The organism is Nitrospira sp., assembly GCA_005116745.1.
In the GTDB taxonomy this organism is placed as follows: Bacteria; Nitrospirota; Nitrospiria; order Nitrospirales; family Nitrospiraceae; genus Nitrospira_D.
In genome coordinates this window covers 13,057-39,703 of record SWDS01000002.1, presented here as the reverse complement: position 1 = coordinate 39,703, position 26,647 = coordinate 13,057, and the positions used below count along the sequence as shown (strand labels likewise).

Annotated in this window: 29 protein-coding genes; 27 read left to right on the top strand and 2 right to left on the bottom strand. The window is 52.4% G+C overall.

All coding sequences use genetic code 11. The annotated features are described in order from the left end of the window. Positions 1-20 precede the first annotated feature (20 nt). From gatC to glgA, 14 genes are all read left to right on the top strand, one after another. Positions 21-314, top strand: coding sequence for an Asp-tRNA(Asn)/Glu-tRNA(Gln) amidotransferase subunit GatC (gene gatC, locus E8D52_02310; protein TKB69911.1), 294 nt, complete (start codon positions 21-23; stop codon positions 312-314). A gap of 71 nt (positions 315-385) precedes the next feature. Then, the gene (locus tag E8D52_02305) at positions 386-742 is read left to right on the top strand and encodes an aspartate 1-decarboxylase (GenBank protein TKB69910.1); all 357 of its coding nucleotides are present in this window, start codon (positions 386-388) and stop codon (positions 740-742) included. A gap of 75 nt (positions 743-817) precedes the next feature. Then, positions 818-2,284: an Asp-tRNA(Asn)/Glu-tRNA(Gln) amidotransferase subunit GatA gene (gene gatA, locus E8D52_02300; GenBank protein TKB69909.1), complete on the top strand. Its 1,467-nt coding sequence runs from the start codon at positions 818-820 to the stop codon at positions 2,282-2,284. A 68-nt stretch (positions 2,285-2,352) separates the two neighbouring features. Continuing rightward, on the top strand, positions 2,353-2,760 hold the full coding sequence (locus tag E8D52_02295; protein TKB69908.1) for a DUF948 domain-containing protein: 408 nt from the start codon (positions 2,353-2,355) through the stop codon (positions 2,758-2,760). Further along, positions 2,669-3,073 carry a YtxH domain-containing protein gene (locus E8D52_02290; protein TKB69907.1) on the top strand — a complete coding sequence of 135 codons (405 nt, stop codon included), beginning with the start codon at positions 2,669-2,671 and terminating at the stop codon, positions 3,071-3,073. The genes E8D52_02295 and E8D52_02290 overlap by 92 nt, the downstream gene beginning before the upstream one ends. Continuing rightward, positions 3,070-4,500 carry an Asp-tRNA(Asn)/Glu-tRNA(Gln) amidotransferase subunit GatB gene (gene gatB / locus E8D52_02285; GenBank protein TKB69906.1) on the top strand — a complete coding sequence of 477 codons (1,431 nt, stop codon included), beginning with the start codon at positions 3,070-3,072 and terminating at the stop codon, positions 4,498-4,500. The genes E8D52_02290 and gatB overlap by 4 nt, the downstream gene beginning before the upstream one ends. 31 nt (positions 4,501-4,531) lie before the next feature. Further along, positions 4,532-5,818: a phosphopyruvate hydratase gene (locus E8D52_02280; protein ID TKB69905.1), complete on the top strand. Its 1,287-nt coding sequence runs from the start codon at positions 4,532-4,534 to the stop codon at positions 5,816-5,818. Positions 5,819-5,842: 24 nt separating this feature from the next. Next, positions 5,843-6,202 carry a septum formation initiator family protein gene (locus tag E8D52_02275; GenBank protein TKB69904.1) on the top strand — a complete coding sequence of 120 codons (360 nt, stop codon included), beginning with the start codon at positions 5,843-5,845 and terminating at the stop codon, positions 6,200-6,202. Further along, a complete protein-coding gene (locus E8D52_02270; protein TKB69903.1) occupies positions 6,199-7,083 on the top strand; it encodes a GTPase Era in 885 nt (294 codons plus the stop codon). Before E8D52_02275 ends, E8D52_02270 begins: the two co-directional genes overlap by 4 nt. A gap of 129 nt (positions 7,084-7,212) precedes the next feature. Further along, positions 7,213-8,550 (top strand): magnesium transporter, encoded by a 1,338-nt coding sequence (mgtE, locus tag E8D52_02265; GenBank protein ID TKB70350.1) that lies wholly within the window; start codon positions 7,213-7,215, stop codon positions 8,548-8,550. Continuing rightward, a complete protein-coding gene (recO, locus tag E8D52_02260; GenBank protein ID TKB69902.1) occupies positions 8,540-9,361 on the top strand; it encodes a DNA repair protein RecO in 822 nt (273 codons plus the stop codon). The genes mgtE and recO overlap by 11 nt, the downstream gene beginning before the upstream one ends. Before the next feature lie 25 nt (positions 9,362-9,386). Next, the gene (locus E8D52_02255; GenBank protein TKB69901.1) at positions 9,387-9,743 is read left to right on the top strand and encodes a DUF971 domain-containing protein; all 357 of its coding nucleotides are present in this window, start codon (positions 9,387-9,389) and stop codon (positions 9,741-9,743) included. A 14-nt stretch (positions 9,744-9,757) separates the two neighbouring features. Then, complete coding sequence (locus E8D52_02250) at positions 9,758-10,231, top strand: hypothetical protein (GenBank protein TKB69900.1); 474 nt, start codon at positions 9,758-9,760, stop codon at positions 10,229-10,231. A gap of 45 nt (positions 10,232-10,276) precedes the next feature. Then, the gene (gene glgA, locus E8D52_02245; GenBank protein ID TKB69899.1) at positions 10,277-11,764 is read left to right on the top strand and encodes a glycogen synthase GlgA; all 1,488 of its coding nucleotides are present in this window, start codon (positions 10,277-10,279) and stop codon (positions 11,762-11,764) included. On the opposite strand, the gene E8D52_02240 is transcribed toward glgA, so the two are convergent. After that, positions 11,761-12,255: a hypothetical protein gene (locus E8D52_02240; GenBank protein ID TKB69898.1), complete on the bottom strand. Its 495-nt coding sequence runs from the start codon at positions 12,253-12,255 to the stop codon at positions 11,761-11,763. The two genes, glgA and E8D52_02240, sit on opposite strands and share 4 nt — an antisense overlap. Positions 12,256-12,450: 195 nt before the next feature. Then, complete coding sequence (locus E8D52_02235) at positions 12,451-13,059, bottom strand: response regulator transcription factor (protein TKB69897.1); 609 nt, start codon at positions 13,057-13,059, stop codon at positions 12,451-12,453. Positions 13,060-13,391: 332 nt separating this feature from the next. On the opposite strand from E8D52_02235, the gene E8D52_02230 reads away from it, so the two are divergent. The 13 genes from E8D52_02230 (at position 13,392) to E8D52_02170 (ending at position 26,399) form a co-directional block, all read left to right on the top strand. Next, a complete protein-coding gene (locus E8D52_02230) occupies positions 13,392-13,745 on the top strand; it encodes a PilZ domain-containing protein (protein ID TKB69896.1) in 354 nt (117 codons plus the stop codon). Positions 13,746-14,335: 590 nt separating this feature from the next. Beyond that, positions 14,336-14,485, top strand: coding sequence for a hypothetical protein (locus E8D52_02225; protein ID TKB69895.1), 150 nt, complete (start codon positions 14,336-14,338; stop codon positions 14,483-14,485). Between the two features lie 212 nt (positions 14,486-14,697). Next, the gene (locus E8D52_02220) at positions 14,698-15,756 is read left to right on the top strand and encodes an IS30 family transposase (GenBank protein ID TKB70349.1); all 1,059 of its coding nucleotides are present in this window, start codon (positions 14,698-14,700) and stop codon (positions 15,754-15,756) included. Between the two features lie 13 nt (positions 15,757-15,769). Beyond that, entirely contained in the window at positions 15,770-16,072 is a 303-nt protein-coding gene (locus tag E8D52_02215; GenBank protein TKB69894.1) for a hypothetical protein, read from the top strand. Positions 16,073-16,842: 770 nt separating this feature from the next. After that, the gene (gene rfbF / locus E8D52_02210) at positions 16,843-17,616 is read left to right on the top strand and encodes a glucose-1-phosphate cytidylyltransferase (GenBank protein ID TKB69893.1); all 774 of its coding nucleotides are present in this window, start codon (positions 16,843-16,845) and stop codon (positions 17,614-17,616) included. Positions 17,617-17,873: 257 nt separating this feature from the next. Then, positions 17,874-18,932 (top strand): SDR family oxidoreductase, encoded by a 1,059-nt coding sequence (locus E8D52_02205; protein ID TKB69892.1) that lies wholly within the window; start codon positions 17,874-17,876, stop codon positions 18,930-18,932. A gap of 73 nt (positions 18,933-19,005) precedes the next feature. Continuing rightward, on the top strand, positions 19,006-20,241 hold the full coding sequence (locus tag E8D52_02200; GenBank protein TKB69891.1) for a class I SAM-dependent methyltransferase: 1,236 nt from the start codon (positions 19,006-19,008) through the stop codon (positions 20,239-20,241). Next, positions 20,238-20,780, top strand: coding sequence for a dTDP-4-dehydrorhamnose 3,5-epimerase (rfbC, locus tag E8D52_02195; protein ID TKB69890.1), 543 nt, complete (start codon positions 20,238-20,240; stop codon positions 20,778-20,780). The genes E8D52_02200 and rfbC overlap by 4 nt, the downstream gene beginning before the upstream one ends. 50 nt (positions 20,781-20,830) lie before the next feature. Next, positions 20,831-22,093 carry a DUF4910 domain-containing protein gene (locus E8D52_02190; protein ID TKB70348.1) on the top strand — a complete coding sequence of 421 codons (1,263 nt, stop codon included), beginning with the start codon at positions 20,831-20,833 and terminating at the stop codon, positions 22,091-22,093. A gap of 67 nt (positions 22,094-22,160) precedes the next feature. Next, a complete protein-coding gene (locus tag E8D52_02185; GenBank protein TKB69889.1) occupies positions 22,161-23,459 on the top strand; it encodes a hypothetical protein in 1,299 nt (432 codons plus the stop codon). A gap of 487 nt (positions 23,460-23,946) precedes the next feature. After that, on the top strand, positions 23,947-24,798 hold the full coding sequence (locus E8D52_02180; GenBank protein TKB69888.1) for a dTDP-glucose pyrophosphorylase: 852 nt from the start codon (positions 23,947-23,949) through the stop codon (positions 24,796-24,798). A gap of 212 nt (positions 24,799-25,010) precedes the next feature. Continuing rightward, positions 25,011-25,727 (top strand): hypothetical protein, encoded by a 717-nt coding sequence (locus E8D52_02175; protein TKB69887.1) that lies wholly within the window; start codon positions 25,011-25,013, stop codon positions 25,725-25,727. Positions 25,728-25,730: 3 nt separating this feature from the next. Beyond that, positions 25,731-26,399, top strand: coding sequence for a polysaccharide export protein (locus E8D52_02170; GenBank protein ID TKB69886.1), 669 nt, complete (start codon positions 25,731-25,733; stop codon positions 26,397-26,399). The last annotated feature ends 248 nt before the right edge of the window (positions 26,400-26,647 follow it).

Below are 26,647 nucleotides of genomic sequence, written 5' to 3'. Positions count from 1 at the left end.
GAGGAAGAAGGAGAACGAGAGTGGAGATTACGCAAAAGGATGTTGAGAAGGTGGCGCAGCTGGCGAGATTGGCGGTGAGCGCTGCCGAACAAGAGACATTCGCCAAGCAGTTGACCCAGATTCTCGGGCATGTCGATACGTTGAGTCAGTACGACACGACGGGAATCGAACCGACCGCCACGGTCATGGGACACGTGAATGTGTTTCGTGAGGATTTTGTGCACCCATCACTGTCTTCAGAGCAGGCGTTGGCGAATGCGCCAGAGCGTGAAGTGGATGGGTTTGTTGTCCCTAAAATTCTAGAGGAGCGTTAATCGTCAGGTAGCCGACTCGCACGTTGACCACAACGAAAGCACGCAGCGATTGACGAATAACGGGAAGATACATGTTCCGACAAATGTTACGTTCGAAAATTCACCGTGCCACAGTGACCGGGGCCCATCTCGAGTATGAAGGCAGCCTGACAATCGATCAAGACTTGATGGAGGCGGCAGGGATCCTCCCCTATGAGGCGATTGTCTGCTCGAACTTGAATAACGGCGAGCGATTCATGACCTATGCGATCAACGGGACGCGAGGAAAAGGGGAGATCATTTTGAATGGGCCCACCGCGCGAAAGGCGGCGGTCGGAGATCAGATCATCATCTTTTGTTATGAGTATTACAGCGAAGAAGAGATCAAGAGGCACACCCCCAAGATCGTCCGGGTGAATGAGAAAAATCGAATTGTGGCGGTGAGCTGATACGCCACGGACAGGCTGACCGATGAGGCCTCCTGTCGGTTCGTGCGCAGATCACCAGTTGGGAACGAGAGGTTCATGTCCCTTCATAAACTAACCCTCTATGAGCTTCAGAAACAATTCCAGGCAGGGGAAGTGACGGCTACAGAGATCGTGCGTGCCTACTTCATGCGCATTGGCCATGTGGAGCCAAAAGTAAAGGCCTTCGTCACGCAAGCGAAAGAATCAGCCTTGATGGAGGCTGAGGTCTTGGACCGAAAGCTCAAGGGATGGCGGAAGACCCAGCCGCTCACCGGAATGCCTCTGGCCATCAAGGATAATATCTGTACGGACGGCATCGCTACGACCTGTAGCTCTCGCATGTTGCAGAATTTTGTGCCGCCGTACGATGCGACGGTCATCGCCAAGTTGCGTGCGCAAGACTACATATTGTTGGGTAAGACAAATTTAGATGAATTCGCAATGGGATCATCAACGGAAAATTCCGCGTTCGGCCCCAGCCGGAATCCTTGGAATCTGCACTGTGTACCGGGAGGATCAAGTGGGGGATCGGCTGCGGCAGTGGCGGCAGAGGAATGTGTGGCGGCGCTTGGCTCAGACACCGGCGGATCCATCAGGCAGCCGGCAGCCTTCTGTGGCGTGGTCGGACTGAAGCCGACGTATGGACGAGTGTCACGGTATGGGCTGGTCGCGTTTGCCTCCTCGCTGGATCAAATCGGGCCGATCACGAGAGATGTATCCGATTCGGCGTTTCTTCTTCAGGCCATTGCAGGTCATGATCCGATGGATTCCACGTCGGTGGACCGCCCTGTTCCAAATTATATGAAAGCGCTGCAAAAACGGGATCTCAAAACTGTGAAGGTCGGTGTGCCGGTTGAGTTTTTTGCTGAAGGACTCGATCCGGATGTCGAGCAGTCGGTCAGAGCGGCTATTGGGGAGTTGAAACAGCTTGGAGCTGAGATCAAGGAAATCCGTCTGCCGAAGACCGATGCAGCTGTGGCGGTGTACTATGTGATTGCTACGGCGGAAGCTAGCTCGAATCTTGCTCGTTTCGATGGGGTGAAGTTCGGTTTTCGTGCCAAGGAGACCAAGGATCTTCTCGACCTCTACATGAAAACGAGACAGGAAGGGTTTGGCCCGGAGGTGAAGCGTCGGATCATGCTGGGGACCTATGTCCTCAGCGCCGGGTATTATGATGCGTACTATGGGAAAGCTCAAGCCGTACGAACGTTGGTCTGCCAGGATTTCGACGCTGCGTTTAAAGAAGTCGATCTGATTGTGACCCCGGCGACACCGACTCCGGCCTTCAAACTTGGCGAAAAGAGCGAAGATCCGCTGCAGATGTACCTCTCCGATGTTTACACGATCTCGGTCAATCTAGCCGGATTGCCGGCGATTGCTCTGCCCTGCGGCTTCAGTAAAGAGGGACTTCCGATCGGGCTGCAATTGATCGGGCGAGCGTTCGAAGAAGAGACGATACTTCGAGCGGCCCATGTTTATGAGCAATCGACGCAATGGCATCTTAAGAAACCGACGATACGGTAGGGGTTATGGGAGAATTGGAGAGGAGACGAGAGGGCATACGAGATGAATAACCGGGAGGGTTGGCAATAATGACCATCGTCGAAATCGCTGCACTCCTTGTGGCCGTGGTATTCGCCGTGCTGGTCGGGTATCTCGTACCGGTATTAATGCAGGTTCGCAAAACGGTGGCCGAGTCCGAACAGCTCCTCTCGAAGCTGAACGCCGAGATGCCGGCTCTCGTGGCAGAATTGCGTGCGGTGAGCCAGAACTTAAACGACGTGACGAATCAGGCGCGCGAGGGCGTCGAGCATGCAGCGGTCTTGCTGCATGCGGTGGGTGAAGTTGGTGAGTCCGTGCAACAAGTCCATAATATCGTTCGTGGGTCAGGTGGGACGCTGTTGAACAATGTGGCGAGCATGGTTGCAGGCTTCAAGGCGGCCACTCATGTCGTGCGGGAACGAATCAGACCGGAAGGAGGGACACACAATGGCGGATGAACGAGGAACATCAGCGGCGGTCTTTTTGGCTTTTCTGAGCGGGGCAGCGATGGGTGCGGTCGCGGCATTGTTGTTGGCGCCACAAGCAGGGAGCGAATCGCGTGATCGACTCCGGGGGTATGCCCGTCGTGCGGAACACGATCTTCGAGATCTTGCTGGGCGCGCCGGTGAGGTGTTTGAAGAAGCCGTTGATCAGGGCAAGGAGTTTGTCGAAACGAAGCAGTCGGTGCTGCGAGAGGCATTCGATGCCGGACGTGAAGCCATGAGGCGCGAACGCGGTCGCACCTCCGATGAGGGGTCTGATCGAGGATGATTTTTGAGACAGTCATCGGAGTGGAGGTCCACGCACAGCTGCGGACCAACTCCAAGATGTTCTGCGGGTGCGGCACGACATTTGGTCTGTCGGCCAACAGTCAGACCTGTCCGATCTGTCTTGGTCTGCCAGGCAGCTTGCCCGTCATCAACCGAATGGCAGTCGAAATGGCGGTTCGTGCCGGTTTGGCACTGAACTGTACCATCGCGGCGAATAATCAATTCGCGAGAAAGCACTATTTCTACCCGGATCTGCCTAAGGGGTATCAGATTTCCCAATATGAGTCCCCGATTTGCGAACATGGATGGATTGAGGTTTGTGATAGTAGCGGGGAGACGAAACGTATCCGCATTCGTCGCGCGCATTTGGAAGAGGATGCTGGGAAAAGTATCCATGAGACCGGTACCAGTGGGAGTCGGGTCGATCTAAACCGAGCTGGCACACCGCTGTTGGAGATCGTGACGGAACCAGACATGCATTCGGCTGACGAGGTGGTGGCCTATCTCAAAGGGTTGCGGGAAATCTTAATGTACCTTGACGTCTGTGACGGCAACATGGAGGAGGGGAGCTTTCGGTGTGAGCCGAATTTGTCGCTGCGTCCGTCAGGGCAACAGGAGTTTGGGACGAAGGTCGAGCTGAAGAACATCAACTCCTTCAAGTATGTGAAGGATGCAGTTGAGTATGAGATCAAGCGGCAGACCAAAGTGTTGACTGAGGGAGGCAAGATTCGCCAGGAAACGAGGCTCTGGAATATCGAGCGTGGTGAAACGGCAGTCATGCGTTCCAAAGAGGAAGCCCATGACTACCGCTATTTCCCTGATCCAGATCTGGTGCCGTTGCAGTTGGATCAAGCGTGGATCGATGGATTCCGTAGCCGCTTGCCCGAACTGCCGGCCATGCGGACGAAACGATTCGTTTCGGACTATGGGTTGCCGGAATATGACGCTACTATCCTGACGGCTTCGAAGGGCATGGCGGATTATTTCGAAGCCTGTGTGGAGCAGTTCCCTCAACCTAAGATCGTAAGTAATTGGGTGATGGGGGAGTTGATGCGAGAGTTGAACAACTCTGGGACTGATATTGCAGTGTCGCCTGTCACGCCTGAACGGTTGGTGAGTCTGTTGCAGCTGGTGGACAAAGGGACGATTAGCTTAAAAGTGGCGCGCGATATTTTCCCTGAACTTTATAGCAGTGGGAAGGTTCCTGAACAGATTGTGCAGGAAAAAGGGTTAACGCAGGTCTCAGACGAAGGGGCGCTCGAACAGATCATTGCTGAGGTATTGAGCAAGAATCCAGCGCAGGTTGCGCAGTTCAAAGAGGGGAAACAACAAGTATTGGGATTTTTGGTCGGACAGGTGATGAAGACGAGCGGGGGAAAGGCGAATCCTGGGAAGGTGAATGAGTTGTTAAGGAAGAAACTGGGGTGAGAGCTAACGTACCAACTGGAGCGGAGAGATTATGAGCGCGATTAGAGAAATCAAGGGCAGACAGATTATCGATTCACGTGGCAATCCAACGATTGAAGCCGAAGTGACGCTCGAAAGCGGCGCGAAGGGGCGGGCGGCTGTGCCATCTGGTGCATCAACCGGGGAAAAAGAAGCAATCGAACTCCGAGACGGTGACAAGAAACGGTGGATGGGAAAGGGCGTCTCCAAGGCGGTCACGAATATCAGCAAGGTCATTGCCCAGGAATTGCTTGGCCAGGAAGCATTCGACCAGGCCGGTATCGACCGAGCCATGATTGCGTTGGATGGGACAAAAACCAAAAGTAAACTGGGAGCCAACGCGATCTTGGGTGTGTCGCTAGCCGTGGCAAAGGCGTCGGCGAATGAAACGGGCCAGCCGCTCTATCGTTATCTTGGGGGGGCGAATGCCCGTGTGCTTCCCGTACCGCTCATGAATATCATCAACGGCGGAGCCCATGCCGATAATCGCTTGGACCTCCAAGAGTTCATGATCATGCCGATAGGCGCAAGCCGATTCAGCGAAGCCCTCCGCATGGCGACAGAAGTGTTTCATTCGTTGAAGGCTCTCTTGAAGAAGAAGGGACTCAACACGGCCGTGGGGGATGAGGGTGGGTTCGCCCCGGATCTGCAATCGAACGAAGAAGCGCTGAGTCTGATCTCTCAGGCAATCGCGGACGCGGGTTATAAGGTTGGGCGAGATATCGCGTTGGCGTTGGACTGCGCGGCGAGCGAATTCTATGACAAGGGACGGTATGTGCTCGAAGCGGAAAAGAATCCGGAGCGTTCGTCGGATGAGATGATCAGCTACTACGGCAAGCTTCTGGATCGTTATCCGATCCTTTCCATCGAAGACGGGTTGAGCGAGCTGGATTGGAAGGGGTGGAAGATCCTCACCGAGAAGCTGGGCAAACGGGTGCAGCTTGTCGGGGACGACATCTTCGTCACGAACGTCGACATCTTTTCGAAGGGCATTAAGGAGGGCATCGGGAATTCGATTCTGATCAAGCTCAATCAGATCGGGACCTTGACGGAAACCTTGGATGCGATTGAACTTGCGAAGCGATCAGGCTATACAGCGATCATTTCACACCGGTCCGGTGAGACCGAAGATACCACGATTGCGGACGTGGCGGTTGCGACGAACAGCGGACTGATCAAGACGGGATCCTTATCCCGTACGGATCGTGTGGCGAAATATAACCAATTGCTCAGAATCGAAGAAGAGCTGGGAGCCGTGGCGCTCTATCGTGGTCGAGAGGCCGTGCAGGTCAGGGCCTAGCTGGTTCCGCCGCCGGATGCACAGATGATTATCAAACAGAATCGTGGACGGCAATGGCTGGAATGGCGGCAGCGCGTCCTGATCGCCATGCAGGTGCTCGGCGCGGGTGGCTGTGTATGGCTATTCGTGGCGTTGTTTTCCGGAGACATGGGCCTCACTCGGTATCTCTCCATGCGCGATCATGCATGGAATCTGGAACAGGAGCTTTCGACCTTACGCCGAGAAAGTGCCACATTGCAGCACGATATTACTCGTCTCCAGCATGACCCCGCTAAAATTGAGCAGTTGGCTCGAGAACAGTTGGGGTATGTGCGTAAGGGAGAGACGGTCTATCAGTTGGTGCCAGACCCTGACAAGAAATTGGAGTTGTTGTCAAAACCATGAAGTTTGGAACAGTTGCGATCATCGGGCGGTCCAACGTCGGCAAGTCGACGCTACTCAATTGCCTGCTAGGTGAAAAAATCTCGATTGTGTCGAGTAAGCCCCAGACCACAAGGACCCGCATTATGGGTGTCGTGCATGTGGACGGAGCACAAATTGCCTTTCTCGATACGCCAGGGCTTCATAAACCAGAGCACTTGCTCAATCGTCGAATGCTGCGTACTGCCGTGGAAACCTTGGAAGATGCGGATCTCTTGTACATGCTGATGGATGCAACCAGTCTTCCGGGTCCCGGAGATCTGATCGCTATCAAGCATATGAAGGAGGCGTTGGCCAAACGGCTGCGTCCGGTTATCCTTGTCATCACGAAAATTGATATCGTCAACAAGCAGAAACTGCTCCCAACTCTCGAACGGTATGGCAAACTCTTCGCATGGACAGAGGTAGTGCCGGTTTCTGCTCAGGTCGCCGACAATATTGATCGGTTGCTGGCCGTGACGGTTCCCTATCTTCCGTCGGCAGAAGGAGCCTACGGCGACGATGTGATGACCGATCAGACCATGAGAACGCTGGCGGCTGAGATGATCCGTGAGAAGGTGCTGCAAGAGACGGAGGAGGAGGTGCCGTATGCGGTCGCAGTCGAGATCGATGAATTCGTCGAGGAGGGCAAGCTGGCGAAGATTCGAGCGTCGATTTTGGTGGAGCGAGACTCGCAGAAGGGCATCCTGATAGGCAAACACGGAGAGCGTTTGAAATTGATCGGCACACAGGCCAGGCTGGACATGGAACGGCTGTTCGGCATGAAAGTGTTTCTAGAGCTGTGGGTGAAGGTCAGAAAATCTTGGCGTGAGGACGAGCAGACCTTGGTGGAGTTGGGTTACTAGGAAATGATGCAGCCGATGGAACGACCGATAGAGCCGCACGCACCGGACCAGCGACTGCACCAGCCCGAACGCGATGTGCTGCGTGAAGTGTTGCGTGATCAGACCGAACGTGGGCAGACAAAATCGGACATTGTGATCCAGTCCGTACAAAAGTTGCTGCGACGCGGAGCCATCACAAACCTCTCCAAGATGTTGGGGCGTATGCACCCCGCCGACATTGCCAAAGTCGTGACCCATCTCTCCTCTCTGAAGGAAAAACGAGAGATCTTCGAACTGGTCCGCGGCGAAGGCAAACGTGGGCAAGCGCTCAGCGAGCTCGACGGCGAAAGCATCCAGCAAGTCCTCGCAGATCTGTTGCATTCTGACATTGCGTGGCTCTTGAAAGACCTTGGCCCCGACGACGTGGCGCACATTCTCGGATTTCTTCCTGAAGAGCGCAGCAAAGAGATTCTCGCCCTAATGAAGACCGAGGATTCGTCCGAGGTTGCCGACATCCTTAAATATCCAAAGGATACGGCTGGCGCGATCATGACCACAGAGTTCTTTTCCTTGCCGGAGGATGCCACGGCACAGGAAGCGATCCGTCGGTTACAACAAGCCACGGATGCGGAAATGGTGTTCTATATTTATGTGACGGACAAGGATGATCGGCTGGTTGGTGTTCTCTCGCTCCGACAGCTGATCACGGTCCCTCCGACGACGCCACTGAAAAATATCATGGCCCGAGAGGTGATGAGTGTGGCGATCGACTTGGATCAAGAAGAAGTCGCGCGCCAGGTGGCCAGCTATAACTTGTTGGCGATTCCGGTGGTGGAACGGGATGGCAAACTCGTGGGCATCATCACGGTGGATGATGTAGTCGATGTGATCCGAGAAGAAGCGACCGAAGACATGTTGAAAATGGCCGGGGCAATTGAGGAAGACACGGGCTTGAAGCCTTCGAGCTTCGGCTCGGCGAAACTCCGGTTGCCATGGCTCTTTACCAACCTAGTCGGCAGTCTCCTGTCCGGTGCGATCCTCTGGCATTTCCGTTATACGATCCAGGAGGTGGTGTCGATCGTGAGTTTTATCCCTGTGATTGCGGCGATGGGTGGGAATGTGGGGTTGCAGTCCTCAACGCTGATTATTCGAGGGTTGGCCACCGGCTCTGTGGACCTCACTCATGTATGGCCTATTTTTTTTCGTGAAGCGAAGATCGGCTTGGTCATGGGGATGGCCTGCGGTGTGACGCTGACACTGGTTGCTTGGGTTTTGCATCAAGGGTTTTTGGGCATGGTCCTCGGAGCTTCGCTGATCACTGCATTTTTGGTATCGACCAGCATGGCGACGATTATGCCAATTCTGCTCAAACGCGTGGGGGTCGATCCGGCCGTTGCTGCCGGTCCTTTTGTCACGACAGCAAACGACATCACCGGGATTACAATCTATCTGACCTTGGCCACTCTTTTCTTGGACTATCTCCGGTGACACAGACTGGTGCATCCTTGTGCCTCAACCGAGAGTGGGAGGGGAGAGAGCAGTGCCTCTGGTAAAGACGACGGCGATCATTTTGCGGAGCCGTAAGTGGGGGGACGCCGATCGAATCGTCACGGTGTACTCCAAGAGTCTGGGTAAAATCAGAGGGGTCGCCCGTGGTGCCCGTCGTCAGAAAAGCCGCTTTGGGGCCGCGATCGAACCATTTAGCGTGTGTCGTCTGAATCTGTTTGAGAAAACAGGGGACTCCCTGTTTCGAATTTCGCAGGTCGATTTGGTACGATCTTCTCAAGTGTTGCGGGAAGACCTTCGTTTGATGGCATCGGCGGCGAGAATGGTGAATGTTGTCACCGCGATCACACCGGATGGAGATCCGGACCCGCGTTTGTTTGATAGCCTGGAGCAAGGCCTTGCCTCGCTTCAGGAAAGTGATGACCCGACCTTTACGGCGCTCCTGTTTCAGATCAGACTGCTTGGACTAACGGGGTTTCGCCCACAGACCGATCATTGCGCCGCCTGTGGGAAGACGCACTTCGTTGGAGAGCCTCAATTTTCTCCAATCGCCGGAGGTCTCGTGTGTCTGCCCTGCGCCGCACGTCAACGAGTTCGATGTGTCGCATTCTCACGAGGCAGCCTGTTGTTTCTCCAGCAAGCCATTCGGCTGGCGCCTACGGTACTCACACGGTTGCGAGCAACGGGGCAAGTGCGGAATGAGGTAGAGGAAGCGATTGAAGGGTACATCACGGTGGTTGCCGGAAAACGGCTGCCACCGGTTGACTTTCTGTCGCTCGCATCGCCAGGATGAGCAAGACATGATGAGAGGTGAACACATGACAGCCACTGCTCTTGAGCCTCGAGATATGGAGTGGCTCGACAAGGGAGTGTTGGGAATTCAGTGGAGCGATGGCCACAAGGGGAGGTATTCGGTTCGTTATCTCCGGCAGCACTGTCCCTGCGCGGCCTGTGTTGATGAGTGGACAGGCGAGCGGCGTCTCAAGTCAGAGGATGTGCCGATCTTGATTATGCTCCAGGACATCGAGTCGGTGGGGCGCTACGCGTTTCAATTCAAATGGAGCGACGGCCACGATACCGGTATCTATTCCTATGCATTGCTACGACAATTGTGTCAGTGCGACGTCTGTCAGCCAGTAAAGCCAGTTGAGCCAAAATCCAGACGGCTCATGTGAGGGTAGGATACAACGTGACCAACATTTCTGGTGTCCTGACAAAGGTGATACGGTGCGTATGTGGAGTGGTACTACTCGGATTGATGGTGGGCTGCAAGAGCATGCCAACGTTGGAGCAGCAAGAACAGCTGGTGCAAGCCAATAATCTGGTGCTGGATCAAGTTACTACGATGGCAGTCGTAAACGCTTGGGGAAAACCGCCACTTTATCACAGTGAGTTCAGCCATTTTTTTGTCATGCCGGACTTCAGCGTGATTCCTCGATCGCGCGTGGCAACAGGAGAGGCTCCGAGGGGATGGAAAGCTGGCGTGCATGCGGGTGAAGGAGTGTATTTCGCATACCCCGATCGTGGTTGGCTCCTGGTATTTCTCGATGATCGTCTTGTCTATAAGGAAGAGCTCAAGGCCGAGGAGTTGCATGCCCTTGCAAAAACCTGGGCCTATGAGGATCGATTCAAGACCAGGCTTGACGAAGGTTCTCGACCCTAGGTCTTCGCCCAATACCCCGCATGAGATTCAGCATCAGGAGGTAGTTTGAACATCGTGATGGCGGCCTCTGAGGCCGTTCCGTATGCCAAAACGGGCGGATTAGCCGACGTGGTCGGCGCGTTGGCGATCGAGCTGACGAAGTTGGGGCATCATGTAATATTAGTGATGCCCGATTACCGAGGTCGAGCAGCTGGTGAGTCTCGTCAATTGGCCATGCGACTTTCTATTCCGGTTGATGGGAAGCCTGTCGATGTCACGGTAGAAGAAGAAAACGTACCAGTGACAGGTGCCTTGCATCGGTTGCGAGTACTATTTGTGCGGTACGATCCCTATTTTGATCGCCCGGGGCTTTACCAACAAGACCATCACGATTATCCGGACAACCTCGAGCGGTTTATCCTCTTCTGTCGTGCCGCCCTCGAAATAGTGCGTGGGTTAATGGAGACTCGAGGGGAGAAGGTTGATGTGCTGCACTTGCACGATTGGCAGACGGCTTTGTGCGCAGTGTACCTGAAGACGCTTCCTCACGAGTATCAGGGGCTCGATCAGCTGAAAGTGCTCTTGACTCTGCACAATATGGGATATCAAGGAATTTTCCCTGGCCAGCAGTTTACGAAGCTGGGGCTTCCTCCGTCACTGTTTTCCCCAAGTGGCCTCGAGTTCTATGGATCGGTCAATTGCCTGAAGGGCGGCATTATTTTCTCAGATGCTGTTTCCACGGTGAGTCCTACCTATGCGAAGGAGATCATGACCGCAGAATATGGAAGTGGTCTTGAAGGTGTGCTGGCGGGTCGTGCGGATGGTGTCAAAGGGATTACAAATGGTATCGATGTCGATGCCTGGAATCCAGAGAGCGATTCCTACTTGCCGGCACAGTATACGGCTGCTGATTTGTCGGGGAAACGAGCATGCAAGCGAGCCCTACAGAGGGAGCTGGAACTACCGAATCGTGATGTTCCCTTATTGGCTGTGATCGGTCGGCTGACCTTTCAGAAGGGCTTTGATCTTTTGATAGATGTGCTTCCAGAGCTCATGTCTCTAGACATGCAAACTGTCGTGCTTGGTACGGGGGATCACCATCTGGAACAGCAATTTATTGCCGCCAAATCCAGATATCCTGATCGGATCGGCTTATGTCTTGGCTTTAACGAAGGAATGGCGCATCGGATTGAAGCTGGGTCGGACATGTTAATCATGCCGTCTCGCTATGAGCCATGTGGATTAAGCCAACTGTATAGTCTTCGGTATGGCACGGTACCTATTGTGCGCCGTACCGGAGGATTAGCGGATACCGTTATTCCCTTTCGACCTTCAACGGTTAAATCTGGGCGTGCAACTGGTTTTCACTTCATTGATGCTTCGACGGACTCTCTCCTCTCCGCGCTCGTACTCTCGCTTCAGGTGTACAAAGAGCAGCCGACATGGCAATCCTTAATCCATGCGGGAATGATGGTCGATCTGTCTTGGGATCGATCGGCGAAATTCTATGTAGAGTTATATCGAGGACTGCAGGGAGAGAAAAAAGAGAACTAGTGAACGTTGAAGGAAACGTTGACCCCATGCCCAAGTCTTGCCAGCAACGTCTTTGCCTTTAGGACGTAATAGGAACCTTCTTCCTTATGAAGCGTGATGACCGAAACCAGAAGGTCACGAGCGATATCGGTTTGCCCTTGATTAAAGGCGAGCTCTCCAGTGTGTAGAGCACAAGCGGCAGCCATTGCCTCTACATCGACTGCGACCCGACTTGTTGGATTGGCCACCAGCCGCTCAAGGTGAGTCGGCAGCGGCAAGACAAACCCTTCGCGTACCTCTTGGCTAGCTGAACGCAGTTGGGTCAGATCTGAAGTTGCCTGGGCTAAGTTAGAGGTTGATTTACAATTGGTATAGGTATTCCACAGTGACATGAAGCCGCTATTTTTCTGTTCGGTTATTTGGGATGAAGGACCGGTTGTACAACCTGAAGCAAGAACTACTCCCCCTAATAAACCCAGCATCAAGCCTTTTGTGAGCATACTGCAGTTCATGTCATCCACCTCCATCAACTGGTATTCGGATGTGCAAATGGCAGGCCATGCAGCTGTACTCTGTAACTGTAATTGAAATAAGAAGTATTTCTGGAATCATCGGGGTTGAATTGTGTCAATCTCAACTCACTGTTGCGCTATTGACACAGCTGGAGGAGCTCAAAAAATCGGGAAGGCCTATGTTAGGTAAGAGCGTCAAGAGTTGAAGATGTGAACGAGGATTCCAGTACGGGTGGTCGCGTTGGTCTTTCGCATGATGTGCTTAATGTGTTCTTTGACCGTTTGTTCAGTGATCAGGAGGGCATTGGCGATTTCTTTATTGGTCCATCCCTTTGCCAGATGTTCAACAACTGACTGCTCGCGGTTAGTCAATTGAAAACGTTCTCGAGCATGTTCGGTATTGAGGTTTTGCTTTCGCCCTAATTCTTCCATGGTAACCACAAGCCTGGCGTTTTGTATGCCTCCTCGATCTGGCAAGCCGAAGCCTCTCAGAAGGATAGGCTGATTAGGGTCGCCTGTCACACGCTTGAGTTCGAATTGTTCCCAATCCTTGGCCTCTGTGCGTATGTGAAGAGCTTTAATGATTTCCGAACAAAGCTCAGTTAGGGCCGTCGGGAGGACTCCGTGCGCTGAAATCATGGTCGTTCTTCCATGCTCGACGGCATTGATCTTTTTGGCGAGTTCTGTAGCTTGTCGATTCATATGTAGGAGTTGCATAGATGCCGATAGCACCACTATCCCAGATCCTGCCCGCTGATCAGCCAGAGCATCGGTTTGATCAATACCTTTAACTGGTTCTGGCATAATACGATTAGGGCATCACAAGATGGTGAAAACTTAATGCAGTATCGAGCATCAGTGATAAATGGCTTAACTTGACTCAAACAAGCTGTAGAATACAGGAATAGTACCTAACACTTTCGAGGGAGTCAACATATACCTTTGGGAAAGCAGCCTACATCATCGGTATTGTTGATCCTGGAAGCGATCCCTAATATTCCACCTAGGTTTGTGGTCAGGTTAGGGAGCTAGTTTGAGCATCGCCTTGCTGAATGCTGGATAGCCCATAGGCAGGTTAAGATCCCAGATTAAATGGGAAAAGTCGTACAACGATTTCTTATGAGAGGGGAAGAGGAATGGATGTGAAGCCAATGGAATGGGAGTGGCCGATAAGGGATAGCTATGAAAATCATAGTGAGCGCGCGGCACTGCTGAGGCCAATTCTTTATGAGATGACAGCGCTAGAGGCAGGGAATGCTCATCTTGTTAAGGGGGGGAAAGCGCTATCGCTGAATATTAGTAGCGGAGGTATGTTGGTTCTTATGGACCAAGCCCCGGATATTAAGCAGGTATTGAAAGTCTATGTGCCAACACCCATAACGATTGCTGACACACCAACGCTTGCTGAAGTACGCTGGACAAGAAAGCTTCCAATTGGAGATTCAAGCAGCCATGTCACCCATTTCGTAGGACTTAAGTTCATGTTCTAAGTTCCCTGCACACACTGACCGTCTCCACAAGTTTAGGAGGTGTCAATCAAGAGGATTGAGTATCATGCGTAGGCCTCTAATCGAGATTTGCACCACCGTACTTTGGATATCTAGGGAAGGTCTGATTAATTCGAAGTTTAAGGCGGCAATCAGTTAGATTCCCAGTGTTTTCTGCGCTGGTTTGTTGGAATCGTGAATTAATCAGACCTTCCCTAGGCAATCCACAAGCTGGTACTTTTGGAGTGAGGGTCATCAGTCTCCTGGTGGCTCATGCCAAAAGACTAAGGCGTAGACATATAGAAGTCTAAGAGGAGGTCTCAAGCCAACGACGCATCATTCACGTTGTCCTGTGGGGAGGAGGGAGCCGTGTCAGCAGGGTGAAAGTTTTGGGCTGTTGGTCTACGTGTCGATCGAGGGTTTCCCCAGGAAGAATAGTCGTTGTTTTATGAAAACTATCTCTCCTGTCAAGTGACCTTCTCCCGATTTCATGGGCACGAGTATATCGTGTATATGGAGGAGCGTGATGAAATCTGAGGAATGCATGACGCACGAAGACTCGACGGCAATACACGGACGAATTTAAATCGGAAGTGATCCGGTTGGTGCGCGATTCGACACAGCCTGTTGCGCAGGTCGTTCGGGACCTCGGCATCGCTGACCATCTGCCGTACCGCTGGCAGGTTGAGCAGCGCCAGGCGGACTCTCAGGACCACACACGCGAGTCGATGCGCACGGAGTAGGAAGGACTCGTGCGGCGGCGGCAAGAACACGTGACGGCGGATTCAGGTGGTCGTTGCAACATCTTACTGAAGGGAGTTGCGATGAACATTCGAAAGCGCCGTTCGGATCGGTCTGGGCGGAGACCCTGGCAGGCCTGGCGAGTGAGGATGCCGCAGGCGAGGCCGGTGTGTCGCCGCCGGTAGGAACACGATGGTTCCAGAAGGCAGGCGGTATGCCACCCGTGCTGTTTGGGCTCTCAGCGAGGCCGCTCTCCGGCCGGTATCTCTCGTTTGCGGAGCGAGAGGAGATCGCGCTCCTGCGCGTGCAAGGTTACTCCATGCAGGAGGTCGCTCGTCGACTTGGGCGGGCAGCATCGACGATCTCCCGGGAGTTGCGGCGCAACGCTGCCACCCGAAGCGGCAGTTTGGAATATCGTGCAATGACAGCGCAATGGCATGCCGAGCGAGCCACTCGCCTTCCCAAGCAGGCAAAGCTGGCGCAAAACGGGACATTGCGGGCGTATGTGGAAGAACGACTGGCTGGCGTCGTCGTCGCTCCGAACGGTGCTCCCGTTCCCGGTCCGACCGTGTGCTGGAAAGGCCGTCGACATGGCCCCCGGCAGGAGAGGCGGTGGGCACACGCATGGAGCACGGAGCAGATCGCCCGTCGTCTGCCGGTCGATTTTCCGGAAGATGAGACCATGCGCATCAGCCATGAAGCCAACTATCAAACACTGTTAGTTCAAGCTCGAGGTGCGCTACGCCGCGAGTTGGCGGCCTGTTTGCGCACCGGGCGGGTATTCCGGATGCCGAGGGTAGGCACGCACAAGCGAGGTAAGGCTTTCATCTCATCCGAGATCATGATCGGTCAACGTCCGGCGGAGGCCGCTGATCGCACTATGCCGGACGACTGGGAAGGGGACCTCATTTTGGGTCTTGGCAGCTCCGCGATCGGCACCTTGGTGGAGCGCACCACGCGCACGATCCTCACCTTACCTGAGCAGCTCCGCCGGTCATTGATGTGGGATCAAGGGGCTGAGATGGCTCAGCACGCACGCCTCAAAATCGACGCCGGCGTGCAGGTCTATTTCTGCGACCCTCACAGCCCGTGGCAACGCGGCACCAATGAAAACACCAACGAGTTGCTGCGCCAGTACTTCCCGAAAGGCACGGATCTGAGCGTGCACAGCGCTGAGGAGAGTGCTGCCGTGGCGGCCGCCCTGAATGCCAGGCCTCGTAAAACGCTGAATTGGAAAACGCCTGCAGAAATGTTTGACCACTTGCTCCGATAGGCCAACACGGAATATGTTGCAACGACCACTTGAATCCACCCAGTATGCGGCCACGAGCTACCAGCGGCTACTTGATGTGCACGGTCTCCGGCCTAGCATGAGCCGCAAAGGGAACTGTTGGGACAACGTCTGTGTCGAAAGCTTTCTCGGAACACTCACGCGCGAGCTCGTGTATCATCGTTACTACGCCATACGAGACGAAGCCAAGCAGGATATTTTCGAGTACATCAATGTGTTCTATAATCGGCAGCGACGGCACTCGACCCTCGGCTATCACCCCCTGGGCGAGTTCGAAGCGAGGACGGCTGTCGCGTAACCCGGTGTCCACCAAATCGGAGGAAGACCACAAGTTGACTTGGAGAGCATAGTTTATTAGAAACTTAAAGATCCGGTGGATGCCGGTATGGCGCTAGTATAGCTGAGGCTTCAGATCACGCAGATGAGAGGCGGGATCTATGAACGATTTATTCTACAATCAGATTGAGATGTTGTGAGATGCAATGGTATGTACTTAGTCAAAAGTCAAACTATGAAAAGCTGGCCGAGCAGATTATCCTTAGTATACGAGTGGAGTGTTGCTTGCCACTTTTGTAAGAACAGAGAACTATTTGATGCAAGATATCAACTATAACTGCTGTTCTCTTTCAGGGTATCTATATCTTCCTAATCAATCTACTTGAAGCCCTATTGAGCGGTGATGCATGCCAGGGGAGTTCGGTGCGATATCTCTGGAGGTCGGTATCGCGATGAGTGATGCTCCATGAAGAGGAGAGTGGCAAGCCATGAAGTGTGCGTACTAGAGAGGCTGAAAGAGCTAAGTAGTGGCCTGCTTGTTCAGACTTAAAGATAGTCCATTCGTCGGACTTGAGGTTATATTTATACGAGAGATCTCGGGGCATCAAAGAGGAAGGATGGTATTTCTGGGTACACTCGCGCTCCAGGCGAGGGTTGTAGCTAGAGATTGACCAGCTAACTCTCTATGCTGCAGCCTAGACTCCATAAGATTTTGATTATCGGTTCGTTCGTATAGGCTTTCGATGGGGAATTCCTTCCAGCTGTTGGAGCCTGATCAAGGAGGAAATGAGCATGAAGGCAGTAATTCTAGCAGGAGGATGGGGAACTCGCTTATCCGAAGAGACCACCCTGCGTCCGAAACCTATGGTGGAGATCGGCGGGAAACCGATCCTGTGGCATATCATGAAGATTTATGCTGCTCACGGGATTAAGGAATTTGTGATCGGCCTTGGCTACAAGGGAGAGATGATCAAGGACTATTTTCTCAACTTCTATGCGTTCAATAAAGATATTTCAGTCGATCTTGAGAGCGGAAAGACGACGATTCATGACGGGAAGCAGCACGAAGACTGGAAAGTGCATCTCGTTGATACCGGTCTGCACACCCAGACGGGAGGTCGGCTTAAGCAGCTGAGAAAATGGATAGGCGAGAATCAAACGTTTCTGTTTACGTATGGAGATGGGGTCTCAGATGTCGATATTCAAGCCACCATTAAGTTCCACAAGGCTCACGGAAAGTTGGCCACAGTAACGTCTGTCCTGCCTCCTGCTAGATTCGGTCGGCTTGTGTTCGATCATGACCATATCGTCGACTTCAGGGAGAAACCTCATGGCGAGGAAGGCTGGATCAATGGGGGCTTCTACGTTCTCGAATCTAACGCCATTGATTATATTAAAGACGATGAGACCGTGTGGGAAAGGGATCCCATCCAGCAGCTTACCAAAGATAATCAATTGATGGGCTTTCGGCATGATCGGTTCTGGTCCTGTATGGATACGCTGCGAGAGAAGAATTACTTGGATGAACTTTGGCAATCGTCAAAAGCTCCATGGAAGGTGTGGTAAGGCTAGAAAATTTCAGACCGTTTCGTATCCTTTCGTTCGTCAGGTCACGATGTGGAAAGGGCTGAGAAGGCCTTGGTCTTTCCTCTAGTAGGAATACCAGGGAGCGAAAGTTGAGAGTCGACTTAGTCTTGAGAATTGTCTAGCACTCGACGCGTTTAGTGAGGTGCTACCTCATCAGGTAGTCCATGTGCTGGACTTAACTAGTTCAGGTTATGTCCTCGGCGAAACAGGGGTGGTTAAGATCGGAGGGTAGAGATATGAAGATCCTAGTTACAGGCAACATGGGCTATGTCGGGCCATTGGTACTGCGTCGTTTGCGAGAATCCCACCCTCGAGCAACGCTTATCGGTTACGATGCGGGTTACTTTGCGCATTGTTTAACGGGTGCGTCTCGACTCCCTGAAAGTCGGGCTGATCAGCAACACTTTGGGGATATCCGACAGGTTCCTGAGCAGATTCTACAAGGGGTCGACGCTATCGTGCATCTCTGTGCCATCTCAAACGATCCTATGGGCGCCACGTTTGAAAAGGTTACTCTTGATATAAACCACCGAGCGAGTATCGATCTTGCCGGGAAAGCAAAGCGAGCAGGCGTGAAGAAGTTTATATTCGCATCGAGCTGCAGTGTGTATGGATTTGCCGAAGGTGGCCCTCGCCGGGAAGAGGATGCTCTGAATCCTCTTACGGCCTATGCTAAATCAAAAGTTCAGACGGAGCAGGACCTGGAATCGCTTGCGTCAGAAAATTTTACAGCGACCTGTCTTCGGTTTGCAACAGCGTGCGGCATGAGTGATCGGCTGCGCTTGGATCTTGTGTTGAATGATTTTGTGGCTGGTGCGCTTGCGTCAAAACGCATCAGTATCCTGAGTGATGGGACACCGTGGCGCCCCTTGATTCACGTCAAAGATATGGCGAGAGCAATCGATTGGGCTGTGCAGCGAGATTCTCGAGATGGCGGTTCCTTTCTGACCGTCAACGCGGGAAGCGACGCATGGAATTATCAAGTCAAGGATTTGGCGGCAGCTGTAGCCAATCTTGTGCCGAACGTCGAGGTTTCGATCAATAAAGATGCACAACCAGACAAACGCTCATATCGTGTAAATTTTGACAAGTTCTCGAAGCTGGCGCAAGGATTTCTTCCAATGGTTGACCTTCAGAGTGCGGTGAAGGATCTCCATGATGGCCTCAGGGCCATGCAGTTTGGTGACCAGGAGTTCCGGACGGGTGGGTTGATCCGACTCGTCACATTAAAGCGACTGCGGGAGAGTGGGCAATTGACAGACAACCTGGTGTGGAAAGAGCGAAGCAATGCGTGAGAGCACGGTTTGTTGTCGCATCACATATCGAGCACGACTCATCATCCTTTGATAGCTAGGAGGACATATCAGCATGGGGCAATCAGGGTGTCGGTCTTGCGGTGCGACGCTTGAGCATACGTTCGTTGATCTTGGTATGTCTCCACTGGCCAATTCCTACATTAAGTCAGACCAGTTGGATCATATGGAGCCCTTCTATCCGTTGCATGTCTATGTGTGCGAGAAATGTTTCTTGGTTCAGTTGAAGCAATTCTCAACGCCGCACGATATTTTTTCAGACTACGCGTATTTTTCGTCATTTTCAGATTCCTGGCTGGCACACGCAAAAGCCTATGTTGATATGATCGTGGGCCGATTCGGATTGGATCGCAGTTCCAAGGTTGTGGAGATTGCCAGTAACGACGGATATCTTTTGCAGAACTTCGTGTCACGCGGCATCCCTGCGTTGGGAGTCGAGCCTGCTTCCAATATCGCTGAAGTGGCGAAGAAGAAGGGGATTCAGACGAAAGTGGCCTTCTTCGGAGAGAATACGGCCCGGGATGTAGCTGCTGACGGATGGGCTGCCGATTTGATCATTGGGAACAATGTGCTGGCCCATGTCCCGGATCTGAATGATTTCGTGAACGGGCTTAAAGTGCTGCTGAAACCAACGGGCCTAATTACTATGGAATTCCCTCATTTGTTGCAGCTGATGCAACAGAATCAGTTTGATACGATCTATCACGAACATTTTTCCTATTTTTCGTTCTTGGCGGTCGAGCAGGTGTTTGCTCGTCATGGAATGAAACTATTTGATGTTGAGGAGCTATCGACTCATGGTGGATCTCTGCGAATCTATGCGTGCCACCATGACGATATGTCCAAACCTATAGAGGCGCGAGCAAAGGAGCTAAAGTCGCGAGAAGAAACTGCCGGATTCGGCCAGCTGAATCACTATCTGTCCTTTGGTCCGCGAGTGGAGACGACGAAGAGAAAGTTACTGTCCTTTCTCATCTCTGCGAAACAGGAAGGTAAGCATGTTGTCGGGTATGGGGCTCCTGCAAAGGGGAACACGTTGCTCAACTATTGTGGGATTCGGACGGACCTCATCGACTACACGGTGGACCGGAGTCCCTATAAGCAAGGGCACTTTCTCCCTGGCGTGCATATTCCGATTTATGGGCCGGAACGAGTGCGTGACACACGCCCCGCCTATCTCCTGATTTTGCCCTGGAATATTCGGGAAGAAGTCATGCAGCAGATGAGCTTCATCCGGGAGTGGGGAGGAAAGTTTGTCGTTCCAATCCCTGAAGTCCAAGTGCATTCATGATTTTCACAGAAACCGCCCTCAAAGATGTCTTCTTGATCGATCCTGAGCCGGTACGAGATGAGCGGGGAATGTTCGCGAGAACCTGGTGCCAACGGGAGTTTGAGGCGCACGGGATTTCGGCCAGGTGGGTGCAGTCAAGTGTTTCGGTGAACCGCCAGAAAGGCACTATGCGCGGGCTTCACTCTAAAACAAATGCGGAAGTGAGGTTGGTTCGTTGCACGGCTGGAGCCATCTACGATGTCATCGTCGACTTACGACCTGCATCACCGACGTACTGTCAGTATGTCGGAATAACGCTCTCGGCGGACAATCACCGGGCTGTCTATGTTCCGGAATATTGTGCGCATGGGTTTCTCACACTCGAACAAGACAGCCAAGTGTTGTACTACATGTCGGAGTTCTATGCGCCTGCTAATGAGCGAGGATTTCGCTGGGATGACCCTGTTTTCAAGATTGTCTGGCCTGAACCCATCCTGGTCATGTCGGAGAAAGATCGAACGTGGCCAGCATTTCACAAGGATAATGCATTGCCATTATGACATTTTCTGACCCCAATGAAGCATCAAGCGGTGAAGAGTTAGGCAAAGAGATGCATAGCTTCATGGCGGAGCTGTATCCGATATGTCGGAGTATTACCGGTGAGGGAGTCAGGGAAACTTTTCGAGCAATCCAGAAGCGTATTCCACTTGAAATGAAGGAGGTTCCTAGCGGAACCAAGGTGTTTGATTGGACGGTTCCATTAGAGTGGAACGTAGCCGATGCCTATGTCATGAACCGGGAGGGGAAGCGAGTCATCGATTTTAATGCACACAATCTACATCTGATGAGCTACAGTTCGCCCGTCCGGAGGAAGATGCCATTAGCAGACCTCAGACCCCACTTATTCACCCTGCCTGACCATCCTGAATGGATTCCTTACCGAACCTCCTATTACAAGGAGGACTGGGGTTTCTGCCTACGACACGCAGATCTTGAACAACTGGCCGATGACGAATATGAGGTTGTCATCGACTCGAGCCTTCAAGCCGGTTCACTCACCTATGGCGAGGCCTATTTACCAGGTGAAACGTCGGATGAGGTTCTCATCTCATGTCATGTATGCCATCCGGCTCTATGCAACGATAATTTGTCGGGCCTTACGTTGGCCGTGAAGCTGGCGGAAACGATGGTTTCGCGCCCAAGACGATATTCATACCGGTTTCTCTTTATTCCAGGAACCATTGGGTCCATTACTTGGCTGGCTCAGAATGAACAGACGGTGTCTCGCATTAAACACGGGCTCGTCTTAACCGGGTTAGGCGATGCGGGGAATATCACCTACAAGAAGAGCCGTCAGGGTAATGCGGAGATCGATCGGGCGATGGCACATGTGCTGAGGCATTCAGGGGAGCCCCATACCATCATCGATTTTTTCCCCTATGGATATGATGAACGGCAGTATTGTTCTCCTGGGTTTGATCTGCCTGTCGGATGTTTCATGCGGACCCCACATGGCCAATATCCCGAGTATCACTCCTCTGCCGATGATCTGGGCTTTGTGAAGCCGGACTCCCTTGCACGGTCGTATGCCAGATGTCTAGGGGTGTTTGATCTCTTGGAAGGGAATCGAACGTATATGAATCAAAACCCGAAATGCGAACCGCAATTGGGTCGTCGTGGGCTCTATCGGGCGATCGCGGGTCAACAGGAAAGGAATCAGAGTGAGTTGGCGTTACTGTGGGTTTTGAATCTGTCAGACAATGTGCATACGTTGTTTGATATTGCCACGAAGTCTGGGCTGCGATTTGACTTGATTAAGACAGCTGCGGATGCATTGCATGATGCTGGTCTGTTGAGAGAGAAAACGGTATGATGGTCAATTGCTAGTGATGCAGGGACCAGTTCGTTTATAGAGGAATCGCTAAACAAAGGAGAGGTCCGTGAAGTCTGTAACGATTTTGGGTGCTGGATTGTCCGGTTTATGCACGTCGTTTCATGTTGGGCACGAGGGGTGTGAAATCTATGAGGCCAAGCCCTATTTCGGTGGACATATCTATAGTGATGTTCGCGAAGGCTTCACATGGGATGATGGACCTCATGTGTCGTATACGGACAACGAATACGTCAAGAGCCTGTTTGCGAAAAGTGTAAAAGACCAATATGTAGAGTATGAAACGTACGTGAGTAACTATTATCGCGGCCACTGGATTCAACACCCTGCACAATCCTGTCTCTACCAAGTCCCTGAACCACTGCGTTCTCAATGCTTGAAGAGTTTTCTTGAATCGCGTGCGCAGCTTGCAACCCAACCGAAACCACTCAACTACCAGGACTGGCTGTATCAGGCATTTGGTCAAGTGTTTGCCGAAACATTTCCCGCTGCCTATACCAGGAAATATTGGACTACCGACCCGATCAATTTAGGCGTCGACTGGATCGGTAAACGTGTCTTTTATCCGAGCATTGAGGATGTGAGTGAGGGAGCGAAGGGGCCTCTTAACCGTCAAACATACTGGGTCAACAAATGGCGGTATCCATCCAATGGCGGCTTCCTCTCCTACGGTAATATGTTTGCCGATGGTGCAAGACTTCACAGCAATAAGACGCTCGTGGGTGTCAGTTTGTCTAAGCGACAACTGCTGTTTTCTGATAAGTCCAGCGTCAGTTATGAACGCCTTGTTTCAACTATCCCGCTTCCCACCTTGATTAAGTGCGTAGAAGACGCTCCTCGTGATGTGAAAGATGCGGCTGCGATCCTAAGATGCACAAACTTTTATCTAGTGGAGGTGGCGGCCAATCATCCAGCTAAACGAAAAGAGCAGTGGATGTACGTCTATGACGAGGATAAACTGAGTACCCGGATCAGTATCATGGAACATTTTTCTCCCAATAATGCTCCGGCGTCGAAGACCGGAATCTCGGTGGAAGTGTACGGGTCGGACTATCGTCCGCTGCCGACTGATCGCGATGAGGTGTCTCGCAGGGTCCAGCTGGAACTTATTGAAATGGGGCTGCTCGAAAGCCTGGACGTGGTCATCTCGGTGCAGGTTCGTTTTGTGCCATGGGGGAATGTAATCTACGATCACAATCGGCGGACAGCGCTTGATCGGATCAACCAATTCTTGGATTCTCACGGAGTGTTCTCTGTCGGCCGCTTTGCTGAATGGGGATATTTAATGACGCACGATTGTGTGTTGCAAAGTAAGCGGGTTGGGGATTTACTTAAAGGGAAAGCGTGAGCAACGCGGTGCGAATTGGGTGATGGTAAAGAGGTCGGCGCCAGGATTTAGATGAAGTGTAGCCGCTGGGTCTCTGAGAACCTGACCTAGATCTAGACGGCCCTGCTCTGAGCTTTCCCACAATATCGCCACGAACGGAATTGCGTATGTTGCCATGGTTGTGGCAGCCGCCGGATCTATAGGTTGTTTTGATCTCTATCGTGGTAAATGATGCCGCTCCAGGTTTGGCTTAGTCATAGTATCCGTGCATTGGGCTAGGCAAGGAGGTCGAGATCCGCATTGCGCTGGTTGTTCGAACTGGAATTCACAGCGCTGCCAAGCGCCGGGCTTGACCGGCCTGAGGTGCTTAACGGCGCTGGGTACTTTGCCGTTTAACCGTGCTGGTTCCATTGCATCGAGTATCATGTAAAGTCTGAGGGAAATGACGAGATGCCGGGAAACCTCACTCCGGGCATCGCGATAGCTGATTGCTGAGAACGTGAGAACGATGGGAAGACCTTCGCATGACAAGAATCCGTCGTGGGACCTCGTAGGGCTAATTCCTGCAGCAGGTCGGGCACATCGAATCGCGCCGTTACCCTGCAGCAAGGAGTTATATCCCATCGGTGTTTGGAACTTGGGTGGGGCTGATGGAGTGCGGCCCAAAGTAGTGTCGCACAACCTGCTCGAGAAAATGAGAATTGCAGGGGTTCGGAAGGCGTACTTCGTCTTGGGTAAAAGCAAGTGGGATATTCCAGCCTACTGGGGTGATGGACAACTCCTTGATATGGATCTTGCGTACATTGTAATTGAAGGCTCTAGTGGGCCGCCGGATACTATTGATCGAGCGTACTCGTTCATAAAGGACAAGATCATCGCATTTGGCTTTCCCGACATCCTCTTTCGACCGACAGATGTGTTTGCTAGACTCCTGGCTCGGCTTGATCATTCAGGGAGTGATGTTGTCTTAGGCCTCTTCCCGGCCCATGACCCCAAGGCCATGGACATGGTCGATATTGACGAGGATTTTCGCGTTCACGAGATTTATCTGAAGCCGAGAACGACTCGGCTAGGATATGCTTGGTTGTGCGCCGTGTGGACGCCCGTGTTTACAGAGTTCTTACATCAGTTCTTGCGTCGTGTGAAACAAGGAGAAAAGGTTGGGGTGGTTGGAAATCGAAGGATCGATGCTCAAGGCGATATTCCGGTGGGAGCCGTATTGAAAGCAGCGGTGAAGGCCAAGATGAAAGTCGAAGGAGTTACATTTCCCAGAGGCCGATATGTTGATATCGGCACTCCCCAAGGCCTTTCCATGGTTCACAGGTTTGCCATCCCTTCTAGATCAGCGGATCCGGCATGACTTGGTGGAAAAGGGGGGGGATGGTAAAGTTTGGAGTGGTTTGTATTTGAATACGTGAACAGCGAGCTCGCTGTCTTTGACGAAACGACGTCCTGGCCTGTCGAATTCATTGCCGAAGCCGGATTGGGAGAATAGGTACCATTTGAACGTAGGGCTGTTCGGTAGAGCCCAACGTACGTAAGGTGAAGATCTTAACAGAAGGAACCGAAGCTATGAAGTATCTCTTGCGGTTTCTCATTATCTCGCTGGTGCTGCTGGCAAGCTCAGGCTCTGGACTCTGTGATTCGAGCTTGGTTAAGCCAGATGCCGGTAAATTGCCGGCTGATAGCCCCTCTTTGCCTGCCACAACAATGCAGACCGAGAAGGCGATTAGTCAGGCGATGATGGATAAACTATCGAATGCGGTCAGCAGTGAATATGTGATCGGCGCCGAAGATGTACTGGATATTACCGTCTGGAGAAATCCAGATCTGTCACGACAAGTGCAAGTACGTCCTGATGGGCGATTTTCAATGCCGATCATTCGCGACGTGATGGCCGTCGGCAAAACGCCCAACAAATTGGCCGAAGAAATGACGAATAAACTCAAGGAATATGTCCAGAACCCGGTTGTGGCTGTGACCTTGAAGGAAGTCAATAGTTCCAACATCTTCCTGCTCGGTGAAGTGGCTCATCCCGGCAAGTATCCGCTGAAGAGTAAAACGACGCTGCTGCAAGCGATTACCATCGCAGGCGGATTCAAAGATACGGCGGCAAGGAACCAGATCGTCATTTTTCGATTTACGGATACAGCCCCAGGGTTGAAGCGGTTCACGGCGAGCTACGATGACATTGTGCTTCGCAGCGGAATCACGGATAATTTTGAACTGAAGCCGGGAGATACACTTGTGGTGCCGAGCGAGTCAATGGTGGTCTTCCCTGGTCGGTAGGGAATGCCGGAAAGGATTGCTGTGGACAATTGCGCACGATGGACAAGGGTGTCTAGGTGGTATCTGCCTGTGATGAGAGTATCGGCGATTGGGCTCTTGTTGTGCTCTGTTCTTGTCCAAGCTAGTTGTCGGGGACCGGTGACGTCGAGGGAATACAAGGCATCCGACGTCCCCACGGAATTCCTTTTGGGTTCTGAAGACCAGATTGAGATCAATGTGTGGAAGAATCCGGATTTGTCTAGAATCACCTTGATACGGCCAGATGGATACGTGTCTATGCCGATCATCGGTGACGTGCAAGCAGCCGGCCTCACGGCAGAGGCACTGTCCGCGCAGATTACGGAGCGTCTCAAAGGCTATATCCAGAATCCTTCTGTGTCGGTAAACGTCAAGGAACTCAACAGCTATTCCGTGTTTGTGTTGGGTGAGGTCACTAAGCCTGGAAAGTATCAGCTCAAGTCGTATGTCACGGTGCTCCAAGCGATTTCCATGGCCGGAGGCTTTACAACCTATGCGAGTAAGAATAAGTTGCAAGTAGTGCGGGTCATTGAAAGCCCCGGTCACAAACGCCAGGAAGTCCATATTCCTCTGCGGTATGATGATCTTGTCAGTGGTCGTGGTGAACCAGGTAATATTGTGTTGACCTCCGGCGATACAGTTGTCGTACCGTGACGGAATCATGCAGGGTATCCGACACACTATTGGATCTGTTTTTCCAAAATCCATGCATGTGGTATAAGGCGGGTGGATTGGTTATCGGCTGATCGGCACCCGTTTGTAGCTGCTTCTGAAAAGGAATGTGGTGACTCTATTGTGGTGTTGTAGATGGCTCAAGATCAGACCATTGTTTAGGTTCGCAGTTACGGTCGTGCTTATCTGGGGGGCGTTGCCCTCAGTGTCAGTTTATGCGGAGACGAACA